Annotated in this window: 19 protein-coding genes; 14 read left to right on the top strand and 5 right to left on the bottom strand. The window is 36.8% G+C overall.

Annotated features, from left to right (window positions below; all coding sequences use genetic code 11):
- Positions 1-196: 196 nt before the first annotated feature.
- Complete coding sequence (locus ACIFOT_RS01400; RefSeq protein WP_430060944.1) at positions 197-976, top strand: enoyl-CoA hydratase/isomerase family protein; 780 nt, start codon at positions 197-199, stop codon at positions 974-976.
- 539 nt (positions 977-1,515) lie between these two features.
- Here ACIFOT_RS01400 and ACIFOT_RS01395 read toward each other — a convergent pair.
- Both ACIFOT_RS01395 and ACIFOT_RS01390 read right to left on the bottom strand, forming a co-directional pair.
- Positions 1,516-2,499, bottom strand: a complete 984-nt coding sequence (locus ACIFOT_RS01395; protein ID WP_430060942.1) for an NAD(P)H-dependent flavin oxidoreductase — start codon at positions 2,497-2,499, stop codon at positions 1,516-1,518.
- Positions 2,500-2,616: 117 nt separating this feature from the next.
- The gene (locus ACIFOT_RS01390) at positions 2,617-3,402 is read right to left on the bottom strand and encodes an enoyl-CoA hydratase/isomerase family protein (protein WP_430060940.1); all 786 of its coding nucleotides are present in this window, start codon (positions 3,400-3,402) and stop codon (positions 2,617-2,619) included.
- 152 nt (positions 3,403-3,554) lie between these two features.
- On the opposite strand from ACIFOT_RS01390, the gene ACIFOT_RS01385 reads away from it, so the two are divergent.
- Positions 3,555-4,433, top strand: a complete 879-nt coding sequence (locus tag ACIFOT_RS01385) for a LysR family transcriptional regulator (RefSeq protein WP_430060938.1) — start codon at positions 3,555-3,557, stop codon at positions 4,431-4,433.
- Positions 4,434-4,819: 386 nt separating this feature from the next.
- On the opposite strand, the gene ACIFOT_RS01380 is transcribed toward ACIFOT_RS01385, so the two are convergent.
- The gene (locus ACIFOT_RS01380) at positions 4,820-5,254 is read right to left on the bottom strand and encodes an Rrf2 family transcriptional regulator (RefSeq protein ID WP_430060948.1); all 435 of its coding nucleotides are present in this window, start codon (positions 5,252-5,254) and stop codon (positions 4,820-4,822) included.
- Between the two features lie 193 nt (positions 5,255-5,447).
- Here ACIFOT_RS01380 and ACIFOT_RS01375 point away from each other — a divergent pair, with 193 nt between their 5' ends.
- Together ACIFOT_RS01375 and ACIFOT_RS01370 are read left to right on the top strand one after the other, a co-directional pair.
- Positions 5,448-6,320 carry an SDR family oxidoreductase gene (locus ACIFOT_RS01375; protein ID WP_430060936.1) on the top strand — a complete coding sequence of 291 codons (873 nt, stop codon included), beginning with the start codon at positions 5,448-5,450 and terminating at the stop codon, positions 6,318-6,320.
- 116 nt (positions 6,321-6,436) lie between these two features.
- Positions 6,437-7,798 (top strand): IS1182 family transposase, encoded by a 1,362-nt coding sequence (locus tag ACIFOT_RS01370; RefSeq protein WP_430060934.1) that lies wholly within the window; start codon positions 6,437-6,439, stop codon positions 7,796-7,798.
- A 147-nt stretch (positions 7,799-7,945) separates the two neighbouring features.
- Here ACIFOT_RS01370 and ACIFOT_RS01365 read toward each other — a convergent pair whose 3' ends face one another.
- Positions 7,946-8,848: a LysR family transcriptional regulator gene (locus ACIFOT_RS01365; RefSeq protein ID WP_430060932.1), complete on the bottom strand. Its 903-nt coding sequence runs from the start codon at positions 8,846-8,848 to the stop codon at positions 7,946-7,948.
- Between the two features lie 230 nt (positions 8,849-9,078).
- On the opposite strand from ACIFOT_RS01365, the gene ACIFOT_RS01360 reads away from it, so the two are divergent.
- The 9 genes from ACIFOT_RS01360 to ACIFOT_RS01320 all read left to right on the top strand — a co-directional run bounded on the left by ACIFOT_RS01360 (position 9,079) and on the right by ACIFOT_RS01320 (position 17,063).
- Positions 9,079-9,993, top strand: coding sequence for an SDR family NAD(P)-dependent oxidoreductase (locus ACIFOT_RS01360; RefSeq protein ID WP_430060931.1), 915 nt, complete (start codon positions 9,079-9,081; stop codon positions 9,991-9,993).
- Between the two features lie 116 nt (positions 9,994-10,109).
- A complete protein-coding gene (locus ACIFOT_RS01355; RefSeq protein ID WP_430060929.1) occupies positions 10,110-10,895 on the top strand; it encodes a citryl-CoA lyase in 786 nt (261 codons plus the stop codon).
- 60 nt (positions 10,896-10,955) lie between these two features.
- Positions 10,956-11,720, top strand: a complete 765-nt coding sequence (locus ACIFOT_RS01350; protein ID WP_430060927.1) for an electron transfer flavoprotein subunit beta/FixA family protein — start codon at positions 10,956-10,958, stop codon at positions 11,718-11,720.
- A 23-nt stretch (positions 11,721-11,743) separates the two neighbouring features.
- The gene (locus tag ACIFOT_RS01345; protein ID WP_430060925.1) at positions 11,744-12,712 is read left to right on the top strand and encodes an electron transfer flavoprotein subunit alpha/FixB family protein; all 969 of its coding nucleotides are present in this window, start codon (positions 11,744-11,746) and stop codon (positions 12,710-12,712) included.
- Positions 12,713-12,765: 53 nt separating this feature from the next.
- Positions 12,766-13,938 carry an acyl-CoA dehydrogenase family protein gene (locus ACIFOT_RS01340; RefSeq protein ID WP_430060924.1) on the top strand — a complete coding sequence of 391 codons (1,173 nt, stop codon included), beginning with the start codon at positions 12,766-12,768 and terminating at the stop codon, positions 13,936-13,938.
- Between the two features lie 131 nt (positions 13,939-14,069).
- Positions 14,070-14,480, top strand: coding sequence for an FAS1-like dehydratase domain-containing protein (locus ACIFOT_RS01335; protein WP_430060922.1), 411 nt, complete (start codon positions 14,070-14,072; stop codon positions 14,478-14,480).
- A 12-nt stretch (positions 14,481-14,492) separates the two neighbouring features.
- Complete coding sequence (locus ACIFOT_RS01330; protein ID WP_430060920.1) at positions 14,493-14,873, top strand: MaoC/PaaZ C-terminal domain-containing protein; 381 nt, start codon at positions 14,493-14,495, stop codon at positions 14,871-14,873.
- Between the two features lie 104 nt (positions 14,874-14,977).
- Entirely contained in the window at positions 14,978-16,591 is a 1,614-nt protein-coding gene (locus ACIFOT_RS01325; protein WP_430060918.1) for a long-chain-fatty-acid--CoA ligase, read from the top strand.
- 79 nt (positions 16,592-16,670) lie between these two features.
- Positions 16,671-17,063, top strand: a complete 393-nt coding sequence (locus ACIFOT_RS01320; RefSeq protein WP_430060916.1) for a PaaI family thioesterase — start codon at positions 16,671-16,673, stop codon at positions 17,061-17,063.
- 58 nt (positions 17,064-17,121) lie between these two features.
- Here the strand turns inward: ACIFOT_RS01320 and ACIFOT_RS01315 are convergent, their stop codons facing one another.
- Positions 17,122-17,757, bottom strand: coding sequence for a LysR family transcriptional regulator (locus ACIFOT_RS01315; RefSeq protein ID WP_430060915.1), 636 nt, complete (start codon positions 17,755-17,757; stop codon positions 17,122-17,124).
- A 347-nt stretch (positions 17,758-18,104) separates the two neighbouring features.
- Between ACIFOT_RS01315 and ACIFOT_RS01310 the strand changes: the two genes are divergently transcribed.
- Positions 18,105-19,283 carry a lipid-transfer protein gene (locus ACIFOT_RS01310; protein WP_430060914.1) on the top strand — a complete coding sequence of 393 codons (1,179 nt, stop codon included), beginning with the start codon at positions 18,105-18,107 and terminating at the stop codon, positions 19,281-19,283.
- Positions 19,284-19,362 lie beyond the last annotated feature (79 nt).

Below are 19,362 nucleotides of genomic sequence, written 5' to 3'. Positions count from 1 at the left end.
ATTGAGGGAGGTTAGTTGAATAAAGAGTTATATAAAATATGGTTTTATTTAACTTTTTTAATCATTCAAGATTCATTCCGCTACGCTTTAAGTTGTATTTAAGTATCTTTAAGTAAATCTAAATTTTTATTATTTTGAAACGATGATACTATTAACCTAACCAATAACATTACTTTTTTGTTTTAGGAGGTATTAGATGAGTAAAGTATTTTACAAAATCGAAAATGGGGTTGGAATCATCATTTTGAATAGACCTGAAAAATTGAATGCTTTTAATGATGAAATGTTAGAGCAATTAATTAAAACAGTTACTTCAGCTATTCAAGATTCATCTGTTCATTCCATTATTTTAACAGGTGAAGGGAGAGCTTTTAGCTCAGGAGGCGACGTAATAAATGCAGCAAGTCGTGTGAATGATGTTGTTTCTTTACGAAAAAAAATGGAAGACTTAACTCGTTTAATTTGTGAACTTTGCTCTACACCTAAACCCGTTATTTCGGCAATCAATGGGTCAGCTATCGGAGCTGGCTTAGGTTTGGCCTTAACTGGAGATCTCATCGTAGCTAGTACAAATGCTATTTTTTCTGCTCCTTTTCTTAGAATAGGACTTGTAGCTGATGGAGGCGTTTCCTATTTAGCTACTAGACGGATTGGAACAGAAAAAACGAAACGTCTACTTTTAACCAATGAAACAATTAATGCAAAAACAGCAAATGAGTGGGGATTAGTAGACTGGATAGTTGAACCAGAGGAGTTATTACCATACTCGATACAATTAGCAGAACGACTTGCTCAATCATCTAAATCGTCCGTAGGAATGATAAAGTCTATAATGAACAATATAAATAATCTAACAATGGAAACTGCATTAGAACAAGAAATGAATACTCAAATACAGAGTTTCCTAACGGACGAACACAAACAGAGAGTAAAAGAACTCGTAGAAAAAATGAGCAAAAAAACTAGTTTGATGTAAAGATTGTTAAGATTTGCACTTAAACTATAGGAGTGCTTTAGTTCAATATCCAAAAATCTCAATAAGCCCAAAATATGCAAGTTTTTATTCATTTCTTGCTTATTTTCGGCTTTTTTCATTAAAAAACATACTGCTATAAACAGCATTTTTTAATTGCCAAATACACTTTGAACCCTTTTTACATTTTTTCTATCTATCATGCCGTTTTTGGACTTATCTCGGACTTACCCCTATTCTACACATTCATTAATGTTTAGCTTGATGGGCATGTGGTGGTACCCTATCTTCAACAATCAGGCACTTTTATGAAGTAAATTAAGCCTATTTTCTCGGTGTTATAAACAAGAAATTAGGCTTTTTTTTGAATTTATATTAAGCTTGTAAATTCGCAGTTTTCCTGACGCTGTCGTAAATAGGGGTTTTAATTAAAGTTCTCGTTTGAGATTTTAATTTTTTTTACCGAAAATCTACAATGTAAATATACCAACCTGTATATTTTCGACTATTAATGTTAAACGGTTTAGAATTATTACACTTAGTTAGTTGACGCTGCGAATCATACCCCGTCTTTTATTAGTATCAATAGATTGATTATATTCCTTCTTAAGTTCTGCCACAATTTCTGCAACGGTTTGTATTTGCTTGGTTCTCCCCACACCTTGACCGGCGGACCAAACATTTTTCCATGCCTTTTTCCCTGATTTTAAAAAGTCCTCTCTCGGGCCGAGATTATCAGGATCAAATCCTTCTCTTTGAATACTAGGTTTTAGAAATGTAGCAGGGATTCCCGTAAAGAATGGTGTATAAACGAGATCTTCAATCGTTGATTCGACTAACATATTTTTGAATTCTTCACTTGCCATGCTTTCAGAAGAAGCAATAAATCGAGTTCCCATATAAACTAAATCAACATCAAGAGTCTGAGCTGCGAGAATTTCGTTTCCGCTGGATATTCCTCCCGACAAAATCAATACTCCATCCCAAAACTCTCGAACCGCTTTTACGAAAGCAAAGCTATTAAGAGTACCTGCGTGTCCACCTGCTCCAGCACATACAAGAATTAATCCATCTACACCTGATTTTGATGCCTTTCTAGCATGTTTAAGAGTCGTAACATCAGAAAATACAAGTCCTCCGTAAGAATGGACAGCTTGCACTACCTCAGCCGGATCTCCGAGAGCAGTAATGACAATTGGTGGCTTGCATTTCTTAATTAATTCAAGCTCAGCTTTCACACGCTCACTATTCGCTCCACTTAGATGGCCAAGTACAATCGCCATTGCCCAAGGTGCAATTCGTCGATTTGGCTCATTCGATTTTAGCTCAGCAATTCCATTGTTTATACGGTGCATCCATTTTTCCAAATCATCAACCGTACGCGCATTTAGTGAAGGAAATGCACTAATGACACCTGCTTTGCAGGCAGAGATGATCATTTCAGGACCAGAAACAAGAAACATTGGTGCAGTAATGACTGGTAACTCTAATTGTTCAGCAATATGTTGAGGTATTCGTTTACTCATATTTTCACTCCTATATCAATATTTGTTTCAAGAAAAAACACTAGTGATTAATTGTGGCACTTGAATAGTCATCAAATAGATTTCCATATGTAAACTTACGAAAATGAGTATGTAAAATTATCGTCCTTTAAACTGAGGTGTACGCTTTTCAAAAAAGGCCGTTACCCCTTCTTTAAAATCTTCTGTTTGAAAGGCAACTGCTTGTCCGAAAGCTTCTAATTCTAAAGACTCTTCGAAATTGTGATTGACATTTTGATTGACCAATTGCTTTATTAATCCAATGGATATACTTGAACCTTTTGCCAACTTCTTAGCTAGTTCAAAGGCAGAATCTAACAAGGAATCATCGTCGACAACTTCACTTACAATTCCAAATTGGCAAGCCTTCTCGGCCGTAATCCGTTCACCTAAAAACATCAATTCCTTAGTGCGATACTTCCCAAGCAGCTGTGATAAAAAGTGAATGGAACCAAGGTCAGGAATTGCCCCTCTTAAGGCAAAACTCTGAGCAAAGAAAGTGGAACTTGTAGCAAGGATTAAGTCACAAGCTAAGGCCAAACTAAAACCAGCTCCTACTGCAGCGCCATTCACAGCAGCAATAATTGGTTTTTCCAGATTTAACATCGTTCTAAGGAGCTTTTGGCTATTTTTCACAATCTTTCGAGTATCATTTAGATTCCTTTTTGTATTTTTATTCTTTATATTTCCACCAGCACAAAACACACTACCTTCACCAGTTAAAATAACTGCTTTGATCTGATCATCGTGTTCAATCTTCTGAAAAACATCTACTAATTCTTCCATTAACTCAATCGAAAGGGCATTTCGTACTTCTGGCCGATTTAATTTTATGAGACAAATATTTTTATCAATGTTCACTATTATTTCTTTGTAATTCATCATCGTTCCTCCTCGCAAGTACTCTAAACATATGCATTTCCTCATTTCAAAAAATTTCAACTCATGCTTTTATTATAAAAACAAAGTTTTTTAATGTATAATACATAAATATCTATATAACTCATTCCTTAGAATCTATAAGCAGGTGATATAGGATGGAATTTCTCCAACTAAAATATTTCCAAACCGCAGCCCGGTATGAACATATAACAAAAGCAGCTGAAGAACTTCGAATCGCTCAGCCTTCTCTGAGTAAAACAATTGCTCGTCTTGAAGAGGATCTTGGCGTACAGCTATTTGATCGACAAGGACGTAATATCCAATTAAATGCCTGTGGCAGAGCATTTCTTGAACATGTAAACAGAGCATTTATGGAGTTAGATAATGGAATTAAGAAAGTAAAAGATCTTGCAGGAATGAAAAAAGTAAGCATTTCCATTGCAATGACTTTGCCAAAGATTTTACCTAAGTTATTAAGCCCATTTTTAAATCAATATCCCCATGTACATTTCCGACAAATAATGGAGCCACCTTCTATCTTGAAAAGGAAACTAGAAGATGGAGAAATAGATTTATGCATTTCACCAGTTCCTTTTGGAAGTCCTGCTATTGAATGGAAACCTCTTTTTACGGATGATATTTACTTAATTGTCCCTACAGACCACTATTTGGCTGGGAGAAAAAGTATTCATATTAGCGAGATAAAGAATGAATCATTTATACTTATGAATACTGGATTCAGCATTAGAGACCTGGTCGATAAACTATTTAATGAAGCTGGATTCACACCGGAAATTATTATGGAAGTGAATGATCCAGAAACAATAATTGGAATGATTAGACGAGGAAAAGGTGTTACATTTATTTCGAAAAGAGATTGGCAGTATGTTTCTCATCTCATACCAGAAAAAATTCGGATTAATGATCCCAATTGGCACCAGATGATAGGACTGTCATGGTCAACGAAGAAGGATTTGTCAATCGAAGCATACCATTTTAAACAGTATGTCATTGAATTTTTCGAGAAGACTTAATTTATCGTTTTGTTGTTTAGAGCATTAAAACAGAATAAGATAACCCAAACTTTATCTTTCTATTGTGCCAGTATAAAATAGTTTTCCCGAGTTAAACCAGCTAGTAGAAGGTTTTACGTTATTCAATTATACTAGTTACTATAAGTTCACCTGATATTCAGTTAAAGGGCGCTTTTCTTTAGCAAGAAAGCGTCTTTTTGATATGCCCCAACACATTAAGGGATTAGATTTTGTTAAGACAAAAAAAGATTGTGAATATTTTCACTTAAACTATCGGATGCAAGAGTAACAATTGGGATGGCTGCGGCGGTCCCTTTTTTCTTGCACTAACGGTAGCAGGTTAGTTTAAGTACAAAGAAAAAAGACATTCCTTTGGAATACCTTTTTTAACAGATATTTTCTTTAGTAGCAATATCCTTCACAACATCTTCTAAAGTAACATTTCTTAAAACCTTCTCCATTGCCAATTGTGCTGCTGTGAATAATGGTTCGATTGTATTCTGGATGTTCCTACCTACGAGACAATCAGGATGTGGACTTTCATGTATGCTAAACAATTCTTTATCCTGTACAACATTCACTGCCTTATAAACGTCGAACAGTGTAATGTCAGATAATTCCTTTGCGAGTTTAGCCCCTGCAATGCCTGGATGGACCTCTATCAAACCAGATTTTTTTAGCATTCCCATTAGTTTTCTTATCACCGCTGGGTTCGTGTTAACACTTGAAGCTAAGAATTCAGAAGATGTTACTCCTTCTTTATTTAATTCAATTAGAGCTAATATATGAATTCCGACAGCGAATCGGCTGCTGATGGACATGTTCATTCACCACCCCTATTAACTATACGTTTTTAAATTTTTATTTTATCGTGTAATTATATTGATTACAAGTTTATTATACCAAATTATGAATAAAATAATAAATGGTATTTCACCTGTTGACAAGTCGAATACATGTAACTAAAATGAATACATGTAATCAAAGTTGTTACAATGAACTGGAGGAATATAAATGAAAACATTAGTTACTGGAGCAACAGGGCAATTAGGTTCCAAGATTGTAGAATCGTTATTGAAAACTATACCTGCAAGCGAGCTAGCAGTAAGTGTTCGAAATCCAGAGAAAGCGGAAGGACTTCGTGTTCGTGGAGTGGAAGTTCGACAAGGAGATTTTGACCATCCAGAAACATTAGAACATGCTTTTGCAGGGATTGATCGCTTATTAATTATTTCTGCGGATGGTGACAATGAAACAAGAACTCGTCAACATGCAAATGCTGTCCAAGCAGCTGAACGTGCAGAAGTGAAATTTATTGCTTATACAAGCATAGTAAATGCAACAGAAAGCAAGAATTTATTCGCCCCAACCCATGTTGCGACAGAAGCAGCCATCATTAAGACGGGTATCCCATATTCATTCTTGCGTAACAATTGGTATCTGGAGAACGAAATTGGCAGCGTTCAAGGTGCTATGGCGGGAGCTCCATGGGTAACATCTGCTGGAGCAGGTAAAGTAGGCTGGGCACTAAAACAAGATTACGCAGATGCAGCAGCTGCTGTTCTTGTAGGAAACGGTCATGAAAATACAGTGTATGAACTTTCTGGTCCTCTTTTAACTCAAGAAGAATTGGCATCTGCTCTTGGTAATGTATTGGGTAAAGAAGTACCTGTACAACAAGTTAGTGACGAAAAATATGCAGAGATCATGAAAGGCTTAGGTTTACCTGATTTTGTGATTCCGATTGTAGTAGGAATTCAAGAAAGCATTCGGAACGGTTCACTAGATGTTGAAAGCAATGATTTTGAGAAAATTCTTGGTCGCTCAGTTACGCCGATCAACGAAGCACTGACCCAACTTGTTAATACAATTTCACAAACAAAATAAAATTAAAAAAACCGACTTTAAGTCGGTTTCAGACTGTCGACAAAATCCTAATGATAACGGATTTTGCCGGCAGTTTTTTGTATAATTAAATTAATGAGTATAGAGGTGATGATGAAATGCTAACTAAAAATACACAGGTTAATCGTGATCAATTAGAAATGATTACTTTAGACCAACTTGTCCCTGAAAATCACTTGGTTCGCAAGATTGAGGCAGCTATAGATTTTTCATTTATATATCAACTAGTTCAAGATATGTATTCTTCTGAGCGTGGTCGCCCAAGTATCGATCCTGTTGTATTAATCAAGATTGCTTTCATTCAATATACCTTCGGTATTCGATCGTTGCGCAAAACTATTGAAGAAATTGAAACGAACCTTGCTTATCGTTGGTTCTTAGGTTTTGGCTTTCATGATAAAGTGCCCCACTTTTCTACCTATGGTAAAAACTATGAAAGATGTTTCAAGGATACGGATTTATTTGAACTGATTTTCTATCGCATTTTAAAAGAAGTAGTCGATAAAAAGTTAATTAGTGCTGAACATGTATTTATTGATTCTACACATGTTAAAGCAAGTGCCAATAAACGTAAATTCGAAAAAAAAATGGTTCGTAAGGAAACAAAGGCCTATCAAGCTCGTCTTCAAGAAGAAATCAACAGTGATCGAGAGGACCATGGTAAAAAGCCTTTTCCACCAGAGAAATTTGAAAAAGAGGAAAACAAGGAAATTAAGGAAAGTACCACGGATCCAGAAAGTGGTTACTATGTAAAAGATGAGCGTACAAAGCAATTTGCTTATTCATTTCATGCAGCTGCTGATAGACATGGATTTATTCTAGGGACGATTGTAACTCCAGGAAATGTTCATGATAGTACGATGTTTGAACCTCTTCTGGAAAAAGTCATTGAAAACTGTGGTAAACCTAATGCTGTTGCTGCTGACGCTGGCTATAAAACACCTGCTATTGCTCAATTCATAATAGAAAATGATATTCAACCAGCTTTACCTTATACACGCCCACGTACAAAAGAAGGTTATTTAAGAAAAAACGACTATGTATATGATGAACATTTTGACTGTTACATATGTCCGGAAGGACAGGTTCTAGAATATAGAACGACTACTAAGGAAGGTTATCGTCAGTTTTTCTCTAATCCGATTAAATGTATGGATTGCCCTTTATTGTCTCAATGCACCCAGAGCCAAAATCATCAAAAATTGATTCAACGGCATGTATGGGAAGAGTATCTAGAGGAAGCTGATCACCTTCGTCATACACCAGAGATTAAAATTATTTATGCAAAACGCAAAGAAACTATTGAACGCGTATTTGCTGATGCGAAAGAAAAGCATGGTATGCGATGGACGACTTTAAGAGGCCTAAAAAAATTGTCCATGCAAGCGATGCTTACTTTTGCTGCCATGAACTTGAAAAAGATGGCCAGCTGGACATGGAAAAGTCCAGAAATGGCGTAATTATAAGCATAAGATAGGTCTAAAATTTGCTCTTACGAGCAAAAATTCAACAAAAAGGCATCCGAATGGACTCATTCGGATGCCTTTTGTCTACAATCTGAGAGGAAGGACGAGTCCTTCCTCTTTTTAACTATTACTAATGGAAATTTATTCCTCAAAAGTACTAATTTGAACATTAAGTTCCTTCAAAAATTCCTGAGCAGCAATCGAAAGATGTTGATTCTTTAATCTAATGCAGTAAAAGGATACTTTTATTTCTATCCCTTCAATTGGCAGGCTCATAATATCTTTATGTTTGTAAAATGGATTGCATTTAATGGATAAGGCACTTTCGAGTCCCAATGCTAATCCCTGCAAAATAAAATAGTTTCTCGTTTCAGCACTATTGGAATTTAACAAGATATGGGGCCTTCCTATTTCCTTGTAAAAATCATTAACATACGAATCATTTATATGTGCAGCTAGTTGATATTTCATAATATCTTCTTTACATACACTGTCTTTATTTGCAAGTTCTGAATCTTTTCTAAAAAAAATCATTAATGGGGAATCCAGCAAATGTGTTATAGTTAGCAGTTTATTTTTTCCATGAAATGAGGAAGGAATAGATATAAAACCAAGATCTGCTGATCCATCCAAAACGTTTTTCCGAACTTGAGATACTGTTGGTGATTCTATAATATCAATTGTTACGCTAGGAAATTTCGTTTTGAATGAAGCAATGGTATGTGGGATGATGCCGCTGCATAGGCTTGAGCTCGCTGAAATAGTTAAGTTCCCCGTGATAGGTGAATTATAGTTACTAGCCACTTCTTTAAACTCCGAAAGCTTTTGTAAAACCTCGTGTGCTTTTTCAATGAGTTCTTTTCCTGCTTCAGTGAGATACAATCCACTTCTAGATCGTGTGAATACCCTTACACCAAGTTCATTTTCTAAACTCTGGATGGCTTGACTGATGCCTTGAGAAGATACTTGGAATCGTTCTGAGGTAATGGCGATCGATTCATTTTTTGCGATTTCAGTAATATATAACAATTGCTCAATACGCATAAATTCACCTTCCAAGAATTTTTCGCGGTCAGCATAAATTTAATTCCTTTTTTATATCAATATTTACTTACGTGCCGTCCAAATTTCTTGTTTTACTCAATTATACAATAGAGCTATTATTAAAAAAAATATATTCAATATATTTTTTAATAGTTTTCCTTTTTTGGTGTTGTAAATGATTAGGGTGTCGTTGAATCATGTTAATTTCTAAAGATTGGGAGGAACTAGTAATGGGAAGCTTAAATGGAAAGGTAGCGATTATTACTGGCTCAGGCCGTGGAATAGGTAAGGCTTTGGCATTACTTATGGCTCGTGAAGGAGCAAAGGTAATAGTTAATGATTTAGGCAGTAACGTTTCCGGACAAGGACAGGATCTTAAGATTGCAGATGAAGTTGTGAATGAAATTAAGGAATTTGGTGGTGAAGCGGTTGCAAACTATAATTCTGTAGCTGATTCTCAAAGTGCTGAAAAAATCGTGCAGACAGCGATTGAGAATTTTGGAAAGATTGACATAGTTGTAAACAATGCAGGAATCTTAAGAGACCGTATGCTATTTAAAATGTCGGAAGAAGAGTGGGATGCGGTCATAAATGTTCATTTAAAAGGGACATTTAATATGACCCGTGCTGCTGCACCATATTTTAAAGAACAAAAAAGTGGTCGCTACATAAACTTTACTTCAACTTCAGGTTTAATTGGAAATATAGGCCAAGCCAATTATGCTGCAGCAAAACTCGGTATTGTCGGACTAACAAAATCCACCGCATTAGATATGAACCGTTATAACGTGACAGCAAACGCAGTTGCCCCTTTTGCTTGGAGTCGAATGATCGGAGCAATACCAACCGAAACTGAAGATCAAAAGAAACGTGTTGAAAAAGTGAAGCAAATGAGTCCAGAACATATAGCCCCGTTAGTTGCATATTTAGCAAGTGATGACGCATCTGAAATCACAGGACAGATTTTCTGTGTACGCGGAAAAGAAATATTATTATTCTCTCAGCCACGTCCAGTCCGCTCTGCGATCAATCATGAAGGATGGACAGTTGAAACGATTGGCACGCAAGCCATGCAATCATTTAAGACTAGCTTTACGTCTTTAGATGTTTCTGCAGATATATTCCCTTACGAACCAATTGTTTAATGAACTATTTATCATTTTATTATTGGAATGATTACATTTTAGTATAATCCAAAAACATCAGATAAATAGTTTAAAAGCATTATTCTAAATCTCATATCTGTAAAGGGTGTAGCAAGATGAAGTTTGAAACGAAAATTGGATTGTCTAAACCAAATGCGATTTATGTTCATGGATATGATTTGACCGAAGATTTAATTGGAGAAATAACGCTAGTCGATATGGCATTTTTAGGTGCGCTTCATCGCCGGCCAACACATGAAGAGTCCAAAATGCTAAATGCCTGTATGGTTGCAATTTGTGAACATGGTTATACTCCTAGTTCCATTTCTGCCCGTCTTACTTATCTAGGAGCACCTGAAGCTGTACAAGCAGCTGTTGCAGCGGGTCTTTTGGGAGCAGGTTCTGTCTATTTAGGGGCTATGGAAAATACAGCTCAGATGCTTCAAAAAGGATGGGAAACATACGGCTATGATCAGGACGTTGCAACGGTCGCTTCGAGCATATTAGAAGATTGTAAAACAAAAAAGGTGCAGGTCATGGGATTTGGCCATCCGATTCACAAACCTGTTGACCCGCGTACTACCAAGTTATTTGCTTTAGCTGAAGAGTTAGGATTTAGTGGAAGACATATTGGATTGTTGAAGGAAATTCATCAACAATTTTGTGAACAAAAGGGGAAACAAATTACTTTAAATGCTGCAGGTGCAATCGGTGCTGTTCTCTCGGATATGAATTTGCACTTCAGTGTGGTTAAGTCTTTCGCAGTGGCAGCACGGGCTGTTGGTTTAATTGGACATATTGTTGAAGAAATCGAAGCAGGCCGAAAAGACTGCATGTCACAAAAACTTTATGATTTTGTAGAAGAAAATACATTATATACAAATCAGATGGTAATTAAATAAACATAATTTCAAGGACTTATAGTGTTTTTGAAAGAGTTGTCTAGAAGGGGTTTAATGAAAATGAATATTTTAGTATTAATGAAACAGACATTTGATACAGAAGAAAAAATTGTTCTTCAAAACGGTAGCATCAGTGAAGATGGTGTTAATTTCATCATCAATCCTTACGATGAATATGCAATTGAAGAAGCAATTAAATTACGAGAATTACATGAAGGTGAAGTAACGGTAATCACGATCGGACCTGAACGTGCAGAAAATGCTCTTCGAACAGCACTGGCTATGGGTGCTGATAAAGCAATCTTTGTCGATAGTGAAGACGAGGTATTGGATGAGTATAGCATTGCCCAAATTCTTGCTTCCGTTATTAAAGATCGTGAATTTGATCTTATTATCGGTGGTAACTTAGCAGTTGATTATGGTTCAGGACAAGTGGGGCCTCGTCTCGCTGAGGAACTAAAAATTGCACAGGCTACAACCATTACATATTTAGAAATCAATGGCGATAAAGCCATAATTGAACGAGATGTGGAAGGGGACAAAGAACTGGTTGAAGTATCACTTCCAGTTCTAGTAACAGCACAACAAGGTTTAAATGAACCTCGTTATCCTTCACTGCCTGGTATCATGAAAGCAAAGAAAAAACCAATCGAACGAATAGAACTTGACGATTTAGATATCGAAGATGATATAGAAGCAAAGACAACGGTCACGGAAACTTTTTTCCCGCCAAAGAAAAAAGCAGGACGTATCTTGAATGGGGAATTAAAGAATCAAGTAACTGAATTAGCTAATCTTCTTTGCAGTGAAGCGAAGGTACTCTAACCATTTTTGGAGGAAGAAAATATATGAGGAAAATACTAGTAATGACAGAGGCTAAAGAAGGAAACTTAAGAGGTGTTACCCTCGAGATGCTTTCTGCAGCAAAAAGAATTTCTGAAGGCGGAGAAATTGTAGCAGTTACTTTTGGAAGCAACGCAACGAACTATAATGAGATTCTAGGACAATATGGAACTGACAAAATATTTGCTGTAACAAACAAAGAGCTTGATGTATATACAACGGATGCCTATTCTCAGGCACTATGTAAGGTTATAAAGGAAGTACAACCAGAAGCCATCTTGATGCCTCACACAGCTATCGGGAGAGATCTTGCACCGCGAATTGCTGCACGTCTTGGAATTGGGCTTATTTCGGATGTTACGGATGTTCATGTAGAAAGTGGAGATGTATTATTCACTCGTCCAATCTATTCCGGAAAAGCATTTGAGAAAAAGAAGATGTTATCAGGAATTCCATTCGCAACTGTACGCCAAAATAATATTCCAGCGGTAGAAACAGAAGGTATTGCTGAAGTTATTGAACTTACAGTGGATTTGAAAGATTTACGTACGATTGTGAAGGAAATCGTCCGTAAGACGACTGGTGGAATAGATTTGTCTGAAGCGAAAATCGTTATATCTGGTGGTCGTGGTGTAAAATCAGCAGATGGCTTTAAACCACTCCAGAAGTTAGCCGATGTGCTTGGTGGTGCAGTAGGTGCATCCCGCGGTGCATGTGATGCAGAATATTGTGATTACTCATTGCAAATTGGTCAAACTGGAAAAGTTGTTACACCAGACCTCTATATTGCTTGCGGGATTTCAGGTGCAATCCAGCATTTAGCAGGAATGTCAAACTCTAAAATTGTTGTAGCGATTAACAAAGATCCGGAAGCGCCTATTTTTCAAGTAGCCGATTATGGCATTATTGGAGATTTGTTCGAGGTCGTGCCCCTGCTTACGGAAGAATTTAATAAAGTTCTTGTTAATGCATAAACAAAAAAACAGAAAATAATATCTTCCTAATTTATATATAAAGGATGATTTACATGAATGTTGATTTTTCACCTGAATTAGAAGCAATGAGAAAATCAGTAAGAGACTTTGTGGATCACGAGGTTGATCCTGTAGCAGACCAAATCGAACGGGAGGATAATATCCCTGATCAAATCATGAAAATGAGCAAAGAAATGGGGTTATTTGGATTAAGCATTCCTGCTGAATATGGCGGTCTCGGAATCGGAATGGTTGATAAATGTGTCATTCTTGAAGAACTGGGGCGTACCCATAACGGATTCACTACGGTGATTGGGGGACATACGGGAATTGGTTCTGTAGGCATTGTAGAGATGGGAACGGTTGAACAAAAGAAAAAATACTTGCCCAAAATGGCAACAGGTGAATGTATTGGAGCTTTTGCGCTAACTGAGCCTTGTGCAGGATCAAATGCTGCAGCATTGAAAACAACAGCGGTTCGAAAAGGCGATAAATATATACTCAACGGTTCTAAGCACTATATAACTAATGCTACGATTGCCGGCGTATTTACAGTAATGGCAGCTACAGATCTTTCCCAAGGACCTAAAGGGATTACATCATTTATTGTTGAAAAAGGGACTAAGGGACTGATGATTGGGAAACCAGAAGAAAAAATGGGCTTACGTGGGGCACATACCTGTGAAATATTTTTTGAAGATTGTGAGATTCCTGTAGAGAACGTGCTAGGCGTAGAAGGAGAAGGCTATATTAATGCATTAAAGATTTTAGCGAATGGTCGTGCTGGATTAGCAGCAAGAAATCTTGGATCATCTGAAAAATTACTTGAACTTTCTCTTAAATTTGCTCACGAACGGGTACAATTTGACAAACCAATCATCAAACAACAAATTATCCAACATTATCTGGCAGAAATGGCACTTGATATTGAAACACTGCGATCACTCACCTATCGTGTTGCGGGTATGATTGACCGGGGTACAAATATTTTGAAAGAAGCTGCGATGGTTAAGCTTCTTGGATCTGAAGTATATAACCGTGTAGCTGATAAAGCTGTCCAAATTCATGGAGGAATTGGATACATTAAAGAATACCCAATCGAACGTTATTATCGTGACGCCCGAATTACCAAGATCTATGAAGGTACTTCTGAAATTCAAAAAAATATTATCGCCGGCCAGTTAATGAAAAAGTATGCAAAAACCGCAGCATCGGCAGGTAAATGATTTCTTAAAAAACTCGTTGAACAACAGCTCGCATTCTGTCCGCGGGCTGTTGTCTTAAAAAGCAGTATATATAAATAGAAGAAACTAGGTAAAAACACGTCAAAAAAGATGAATTTGGGAGGGAAAATCATATGGTTAAACCATTAGAAGTGAAGGTTGGAATGAAATTAGAACCATTTACGTATAGAGTTGAACAAAGCAAAATCAAAGAATTTGCCGTAGCCATCGGCGACGAAAGACCTGAATATATGTCTGGGGAATGTGTTCCTCCAACTTTCCCTACTGTTATTGACTTTTGGGGTACAGGTGGTACTGGCTTAGGTATTTTACTAGGATTAAATATCGCAAAGGTTTTGCATGGTGAACATGAATACCAGTATTTAGGGAAAATTAAACTTGGAGATACCATTACGGTTTATGGGGAAGTGGACGACGTCTATATAAAGGCAAATATGAAATTTATTGTAGTAAAGAAAGAGTTGTTTAACCAAAACAATGAATTAGTGTTAATCAGCCGGTCAACGATTATAGAAAGACAATAGGAGGGGCCATATATGAATGTAGGAAATCAATTTATGCCGTTACACAAAGAAGAGATTACTCATACTCAGCTTGTTCGCTATGCAGGTGCATCTGGAGATTTTAATCCTATTCACACGGTAGTTCCGTTTGCGGAGAAAGCTGGCCTTGGCGGAGTTATTGCACACGGAATGATGATTATGGGCTTTATTGGACAGGCAATCGGAACGTGGTTCTCTCCTGATCAATTAAATACCTTCTCTGCACGTTTTCGTTCCATGACAAAACCTGGAGAGAAAATAACAGTTAAAGGCTCTGTAATAAATGAAACTGCGAATACGTGGGTTTGTGAAGCATTTGCTGTAAACGAAAACGACGAAGTAAAGGTAAGCGCTGTATTTGAAATTAGCAAATAGTATCATTTGTAAATCATGACATTTTAGAAAAACCAATGATTGGCGATCTTATATTATTAATTAACAGAATATTGAAAAAGATGATTATTTATAGAGGTGCCCTTATGAGTGAATATGTTCAGAAAAAAGAATCTGATTACCTAAAAAAACCATGGTTAAAATCTTATGCAGAAAATGTTTCTTCTCAAATAGAAATACCATCATTAACGATATTTGAATTGCTTGAAAGGACAGCTTTAAAATACCCTGACAGCATAGCTGTCATCGATGGAGAGAGAGAACTTACCTATACGGGGTTGAAGTCTGCTTGTGAACGTGTGGCGACAGCACTTTACAAACGGAGATTCCGAAACGGCGATCGAATTGCCATCATGATGCCTAACTGTCTTGAATATGTCATTGCCTTTTTCTCCATTCAACGCATAGGTGGTATAGTAGTTCAAGTAAATCCACAATTTACACCGGCAGAATTAGATCATCTTATTCGAAATTCTGAGGTAAAAGGGCTGATTGCCTTTCGGGAACAAAAAGATAAGCTTGAGAAAATCGGATTGGCTGATCAGGTATTTTTCATTGCAGCAGATGAGGGTATTAGGGAAGAGGATAATCTACATCATTGGATAGTAAATGAAAAGACTGAATTATTGTATAGAGATATTCAACCAAAAGATCTAGCTGTCCTTACGTATACTGGTGGAACAACCGGATGGCCAAAAGGAGTTATGATCACAAATGAGAATATGATTGCAAATCTTTATCAAGGATATGAAGTGAACAAAGCGATTTTATGTCAAGAAGGGCATTGCCAATTAGGTATTGCTCCAATATATCATGGTATGGGTCTGTACGGACTAATTCAGTCTGTCATGATTGGAGCAAGATTTGTTACAATTGCAAAATTTGAATTGAATCATCTTTTAGAACTGATCCGGAAACATAGGCCCACCATGTTTACTGGTTCACCTACAATGTATATCGCTTTAATGAATCATCCAGACTTAAGAAAAGATGACCTAATATGCTTTAAGTATTGCTTATGTGGTTCAGCTCCATTACCTATTGAGGTCATTAAAAGTTTTGAACAGCTCTCAGAAGTTCCAATTGTTGAAGGATATGGATTGTCGGAGGCTACATGTGGAGCTATTAGAAACCAGCCAACAGGGAAAAGGAAAGTAGGGAGTATCGGACTTCCAATGCCAAACACGGATGTTAAGATTGTCGATATTGCAACCGGTACAATTGACATGCATGTGGGCGAGCCTGGCGAGATTATTATTAAGGGTCCACAGATTATGAAAGGATATTGGAAGAATCAAGAGGAAACTGAAAATACGATTCGTGATGGATGGCTTTATACCGGTGATATCGGAAATATGGATAGTGAAGGCTATTTTTACATTGTTGGTCGAAAGAAAGAAATGATTATAACAGGGGGATTTAATGTCTACCCAGTAGAAGTGGAGGAAGTGATCTACCAACATCCGACAGTTCAAGAAGCCTGTGTGTATGGTGTTCCAGATCCTTATCGGGGTGAAACAATTAAAGTGGCAATTGTTCTTAAAAAAGGATCTGTACTTACTTCAGAAGAAATTCAGACGTGGTGCAGAGAACGATTAACTAGGTATAAAGTTCCTCGCTTAATCGAATTTAGAGAATCACTTCCGAAAACGACAGTAGGAAAAATCTTACGGCGGCAATTAAAGGAAGAAGAACTTTAGACAATTAATCTATTAAGAGAATTAGATTATCAGAAGGAATTCGCATACGATATGACATAGGATGTGAGGATTTAAATCAATGGAAGAATTGATGAATATTTTACAACAGTTCGGCTACAGCAAACATATTGGTATCCAGGTCTCACATTTGGAAGAAGGGAATGTAGAATTGGAATTGCCTATTAGTCGCTCCATATTAAACTACAATCAAAAAGTTCATGGTGGTGCCATTGCGGGACTTCTTGATGTGGTAATTGGCATGACCATTCATACTCTTTATGGAAAACCTATGGTTACAGTAAATTTAAACATTAGTTATCTAGCATCTGCTCCTGAAAATGAAACATTAACAGCTACAGCAAAAATACTTAACAGTGGATATAATATTGTTACAGGAGAAGCAGAAGTCAGGGACAGCCATGGAGTTTTAGTGAGTAAAGCTGTTGGAACATATAAAATAATTAACAAATAATAAATATCAAAAACCCAAACGCCCATAGAATTAAATAAATTCTATGGGCGTTTGGGTTTTATTCATTAAAAGACTTTGCATGTACTTTAAGTTCCTTCAAAAACTCCTGGGCTGCTGTTGAAAGATATTGATTTTTTAATCGAATCGAATAACAGGATCGTTGTGTTTCCACTCCTTCTACTGGCAAAGTTGAACTATCAAGAAAATGAGTAGAAACAAGATGTGAATTTTTCTCCATAATTGGAGGAGGGACAGCAATTAAGCCTAAATCCGAATCTCCATTTAACACATTCTTCCTAATTTGATCAACTGTAGATTCAATAATTTCAAGTTTTACTTCAGGAAACTTCAATTTGTATGAAGCAATTGTTTGAGGAATAATACTTCTACATAAACTCGTAACGGCTGAAATGGATAGATGTTTTTCGCCCACTGAAGAATGGATTTTAGCCACTTCATTAAATTCCTCTACCTTTGTTAAAAACTCCTCTGCTTTTATAATTAATTCCTTTCCTACTTCGGTAGGTTGCAATCCAGTTCTTAAACGAATAAAGATGTTCACACCAAGCTCATCTTCTAAACTCTTGATCGCTTGGCTGATCCCTTGTGAAGATATATGAAGACGTTCTGATGTAATGGCAATGGACCCAGTTTTGGCGATTTCCTTTATGTATACTAGTTGCTCAATGCGCATAGACTCACCTGCCAACTTTTAGTGGATAAGTTTAAAAGGAGGTTAATATGTCCATTTAAACACATCAACTCAAACTTGACCTACATCCTAGATTGTTGATGTACGTATATATTATAGCGCTATTATAATTAAAAGTATATTCAATATATATTGAAAATTACTTGTACTATCCGTATTGAAGATTATTTCCTACATATGTTTTGAATCAGATTAGGAGGTGCTTTAGCTCAATTAAGGATACGCTTACCATGGATAAGAAATTTAAATATGAAATGCGAAAACGCTTACTTTGTGCTCTTAGCTTTACTACTGTGTAGTTTATTTTAATCGAAGTGAGGGAAATGATTATGAAAAACACTGTAAAAATTATTGGCGTAAATATGGTTAAATTTATGAAGCCTGGTGCAAATGAACCGTATGAAGTAATGGCTTCGAAAGCGATCCAAGGTGCGATTAAAGACGCAGGTATCGACTTTAGAGAGATTAAGCAGGCATTTGCAAGTTATGTTTATGGGGACAGTACATGCGGCCAAGCATCCCTATATAAAGTTGGGATGACAGGAATTCCGGTAATCAATGTAAATAATAACTGCGCGTCTGGTTCGAGCGCGCTTTATTTAGCCCGTCAGGCAGTAGAATCTGGTGCAATTGACTGTGCTCTTGCTTTTGGATTTGAAGAGATGCGGCCAGGGGCATTAAAAAGTAAATGGGATGATCGAACTTCTCCTTTGAAAGCATTTAATGATCGTTTAGATGAGCTGGCGCAAAACAGTGCTCCACAAGGCGCTATCAAATTCTTTGGAGAAGCTGGGGCTGCGTATATTAATAAATATGGTGCAAATCCAGATATTTTTGCCAAAGTTGCCGTTAAAACTCGTAACCATGCACTTAATAATCCTTATTCTATTTTTAATAAACCTTTGACTGTAGAAGAAGTTTTAAATGCACCGGTGATCTACCCTCCTTATATAACAAGGTTAATGGCTTGTCCGCCATCTTGTGGAGCAGCAGCTGCCATTGTGTGCAGTGATGAATTTGCCCGAAAACATGGTATCCATAATGCTGTAGAGATCATTTCACAAGTAATGGCAACGGATACAGAAGAATCCTATAAAAATGCGATAAATATTGCAGGGGCTGATATGACTCGTAGAGCTGCAAAAGAAGTTTACGAAAAAGCAGGAATCGGGCCTGAAGATGTGGATGTTGTCGAACTGCATGATTGTTTTACTCCCAATGAAGTTATTACGTATGAAGGACTTGGTCTCTGTAGAGAAGGAGAAGCGGAAACTTTCATTAATAACGGTGACAATACGTATGGCGGTAAATATGTCGTCAATCCATCCGGAGGGCTAATGTCTAAAGGTCACCCGCTTGGTGCCACTGGTTTGGCACAATGTACTGAGCTTGTCTGGCAATTGCGCGGGCACGCAGAAAAACGACAAGTAAAAAATGCAAGAATTGCCCTCCAACATAATCTAGGCCTTGGTGGAGCAGGTGTTGTTACAATGTATAAGAAAAATTAACAAATAGTTTTCATGAATTCATAGATTGCTTTATTTAATGATTACTATTATGTAAAAGACTTTTTACTATTAGGAGGAA

Source organism: Neobacillus sp. NRS-1170 (genome assembly GCF_050468025.1).
Note: the sequence above shows the minus strand (reverse complement) of the source record. Positions and strands in the feature narration are given on the sequence as shown.

Coding starts and splice junctions, on each gene's coding strand:
- ACIFOT_RS01355 (WP_430060929.1), top strand. CDS start 10,110: ATGAAGTTTGAAACGAAAATTGGATTGTCTAAACCAAATGCGATTTAT.
- ACIFOT_RS01325 (WP_430060918.1), top strand. CDS start 14,978: ATGAGTGAATATGTTCAGAAAAAAGAATCTGATTACCTAAAAAAACCA.
- ACIFOT_RS01330 (WP_430060920.1), top strand. CDS start 14,493: ATGAATGTAGGAAATCAATTTATGCCGTTACACAAAGAAGAGATTACT.
- ACIFOT_RS01345 (WP_430060925.1), top strand. CDS start 11,744: ATGAGGAAAATACTAGTAATGACAGAGGCTAAAGAAGGAAACTTAAGA.
- ACIFOT_RS01365 (WP_430060932.1), bottom strand. CDS start 8,848: ATGCGTATTGAGCAATTGTTATATATTACTGAAATCGCAAAAAATGAA.
- ACIFOT_RS01320 (WP_430060916.1), top strand. CDS start 16,671: ATGGAAGAATTGATGAATATTTTACAACAGTTCGGCTACAGCAAACAT.
- ACIFOT_RS01385 (WP_430060938.1), top strand. CDS start 3,555: ATGGAATTTCTCCAACTAAAATATTTCCAAACCGCAGCCCGGTATGAA.
- ACIFOT_RS01390 (WP_430060940.1), bottom strand. CDS start 3,402: ATGATGAATTACAAAGAAATAATAGTGAACATTGATAAAAATATTTGT.
- ACIFOT_RS01350 (WP_430060927.1), top strand. CDS start 10,956: ATGAATATTTTAGTATTAATGAAACAGACATTTGATACAGAAGAAAAA.
- ACIFOT_RS01360 (WP_430060931.1), top strand. CDS start 9,079: ATGGGAAGCTTAAATGGAAAGGTAGCGATTATTACTGGCTCAGGCCGT.
- ACIFOT_RS01395 (WP_430060942.1), bottom strand. CDS start 2,499: ATGAGTAAACGAATACCTCAACATATTGCTGAACAATTAGAGTTACCA.
- ACIFOT_RS01400 (WP_430060944.1), top strand. CDS start 197: ATGAGTAAAGTATTTTACAAAATCGAAAATGGGGTTGGAATCATCATT.
- ACIFOT_RS01315 (WP_430060915.1), bottom strand. CDS start 17,757: ATGCGCATTGAGCAACTAGTATACATAAAGGAAATCGCCAAAACTGGG.
- ACIFOT_RS01380 (WP_430060948.1), bottom strand. CDS start 5,254: ATGTCCATCAGCAGCCGATTCGCTGTCGGAATTCATATATTAGCTCTA.
- ACIFOT_RS01340 (WP_430060924.1), top strand. CDS start 12,766: ATGAATGTTGATTTTTCACCTGAATTAGAAGCAATGAGAAAATCAGTA.
- ACIFOT_RS01375 (WP_430060936.1), top strand. CDS start 5,448: ATGAAAACATTAGTTACTGGAGCAACAGGGCAATTAGGTTCCAAGATT.
- ACIFOT_RS01335 (WP_430060922.1), top strand. CDS start 14,070: ATGGTTAAACCATTAGAAGTGAAGGTTGGAATGAAATTAGAACCATTT.
- ACIFOT_RS01310 (WP_430060914.1), top strand. CDS start 18,105: ATGAAAAACACTGTAAAAATTATTGGCGTAAATATGGTTAAATTTATG.
- ACIFOT_RS01370 (WP_430060934.1), top strand. CDS start 6,437: ATGCTAACTAAAAATACACAGGTTAATCGTGATCAATTAGAAATGATT.